Below are 2,393 nucleotides of genomic sequence, written 5' to 3'. Positions count from 1 at the left end.
ATTGAAACAATGAGTAAGGGAGGAGTAAAATGGACGATCGTATTGTAACGGGAGATGTTCTTGGTGAAGAAGAAATCATCGAGCAAAGTTTGCGGCCGCAAACCTTACAGCAGTATATTGGTCAGCATAAAGTAAAATCCCATCTGGACATTTTTATTAAAGCTGCCAAAATGCGAAGCGAAACGTTAGATCACGTGCTTTTATATGGTCCTCCAGGATTGGGGAAAACAACTCTTGCTACTATTATCGCTAATGAAATGGGCGTGCAAATCCGAACGACCTCAGGACCAGCTATTGAGCGTCCAGGCGATTTAGCCGCAGTTTTAACCAGCTTAGAGCCTGGAGATGTGCTTTTTATTGATGAAATTCATCGATTAAATCGTTCGGTTGAAGAAGTACTGTACCCAGCAATGGAAGATTTCTGTTTAGATATTGTTATTGGAAAAGGACCGAGTGCACGTTCCGTCCGTCTGGATTTGCCTCCGTTTACGCTAGTAGGTGCAACGACAAGAGCAGGGCTTTTATCTTCTCCTTTGCGTGATCGATTCGGCGTTTTAAGCCGTTTAGAATATTACCAAGAAGAAGATCTTGCTTCGATAGTAGAAAGGACAGCCGCTATTTTAGATGTAGAGATTGATGAGAAAGCTACGTTTGAGATGGCTAGGCGTGCTAGGGGAACCCCGCGTATTGCGAATCGCTTGCTTCGAAGAGTCAGAGATTTTGCTCAGGTCAAAGGAGACGGAGCCATAACCGAAAGGCTTGCCAACGAAGCATTAGAAATGTTGCAGGTGGACCGTTTAGGTCTTGATCATATTGACCATAAATTATTAAGAGGGATTATCGAAAAATTTAGGGGCGGACCTGTAGGGTTAGACACCATATCGGCTACTATTGGTGAAGAGTCTCACACAATTGAAGACGTATACGAGCCGTATCTATTGCAAATCGGCTTTTTGCAGCGAACGCCGCGAGGACGAATTGTGACGCCTTTGGTTTATGATCATTTTCAGCTGGAGGTGCCTGATCAGTGAATGATATGCCTAAGATGCTTATCACATTAGGGGGCATTTTAGTCGTCATTGGGCTGTTATGGCAGTTCGTTGGCAAGCTTCCTGGCGATATTTTTATCAAAAAAGGAAATACAACCTTTTATTTCCCGATTGTGACATGTATTCTAGTAAGCGTTGTGTTATCACTTATTTTTTATGTAATTGGCAAATTTAAATAATTAAGTAGAAACAGGTGAACATTTTGAAAGTAGATTTATTTGATTTTCATTTACCAGAAGAATTGATTGCCCAAACGCCGCTTGAGCAGCGAGATGCGTCAAGACTCATGGTATTAAACAAGGAAACAGGAAGTGTGAAGCATCATATGTTTCATGACCTTCTTGATTATGTGCAAGAAGGAGATTGTTTAGTGTTAAACGACACGCGTGTTCTTCCTGCACGATTATTTGGGACAAAAGAAGATACAGGTGCTAATATTGAAGTATTGCTTTTAAAACAAACACAAGGCGATACGTGGGAGACGCTTGTAAAACCGGCTAAGCGAGTAAAAGAAGGCACGGTTATTTCGTTTGGTGACGGACGTCTGACAGCTGTATGTAAAGAAACGAGCGACCAAGGCGGACGTTTGTTGGAATTCAACTATGAAGGCATCTTTTATGAGGTTCTGGAACAACTAGGAGAAATGCCGTTGCCGCCTTATATTAAAGAACGCTTGGATGATCAAGAGCGCTACCAAACGGTTTTTGCTCGCGAACAAGGTTCTGCAGCAGCGCCAACAGCAGGTCTTCACTTTACAGAAGAGATGCTTGAACAGTTAAAAGAAAAAGGTGTGCATATTGCATTTTTAACGCTTCATGTCGGATTGGGTACATTCCGTCCAGTCAGCGTTGACGACTTAGAAGAGCACGATATGCACTCAGAGTTTTATCAAGTGAGTGAAGGAACCGCTGCTTTACTAAACAGCGTACGTGAAAAAGGCGGTCGCATTATTTCAGTAGGCACAACTTCTACCCGTACCCTTGAAACGATTGCAACTGAGCATAACGGCAAATTTGTTGCTTCTTCAGGCTGGACCAACATTTTTATCTTCCCAGGGTATGAATTTAAAGCAATTGATGGAATGATTACAAATTTCCACCTTCCAAAATCTACGCTCATTATGCTTGTAAGTGCCTTAGCAGGAAGAGAAAACGTCATTTCTGCCTATGAACAAGCTGTAGCAGAGAAGTATCGCTTTTTCAGCTTCGGCGACGCGATGCTAATTTTGTAATTTAACATGAAAGGAATACATCAATGACAGCAATTCGTTACGAACATATAAAAACTTGTAAACAAACAGGAGCGCGTTTAGGGATTGTCCATACGCCTCACGGCTCATTTTGC

4 protein-coding genes are annotated in these 2,393 nt (G+C 42.2%); all 4 read left to right on the top strand.

From position 1 onward, the window contains the following. The first annotated feature begins 29 nt into the window (after nt 1-29). Nucleotides 30-1,031, top strand: coding sequence for a Holliday junction branch migration DNA helicase RuvB (gene ruvB, locus AC1DRF_RS23445; protein ID WP_013059320.1), 1,002 nt, complete (start codon nt 30-32; stop codon nt 1,029-1,031). Continuing rightward, nucleotides 1,028-1,228 carry a DUF2905 domain-containing protein gene (locus AC1DRF_RS23440; RefSeq protein WP_013059319.1) on the top strand — a complete coding sequence of 67 codons (201 nt, stop codon included), beginning with the start codon at nt 1,028-1,030 and terminating at the stop codon, nt 1,226-1,228. Before ruvB ends, AC1DRF_RS23440 begins: the two co-directional genes overlap by 4 nt. 23 nt (nt 1,229-1,251) lie before the next feature. Then, entirely contained in the window at nt 1,252-2,280 is a 1,029-nt protein-coding gene (gene queA / locus AC1DRF_RS23435; RefSeq protein ID WP_013059318.1) for a tRNA preQ1(34) S-adenosylmethionine ribosyltransferase-isomerase QueA, read from the top strand. 23 nt (nt 2,281-2,303) lie between these two features. After that, a partial coding sequence (locus tag AC1DRF_RS23430) for a hypothetical protein (protein WP_477741825.1) occupies nt 2,304-2,393 on the top strand: 90 nt, incomplete at its 3' end.

It is taken from the genome of Priestia sp. P5_B4 (genome assembly GCF_056400385.1).
This window is presented reverse-complemented; position numbering and strand designations above follow the sequence as displayed.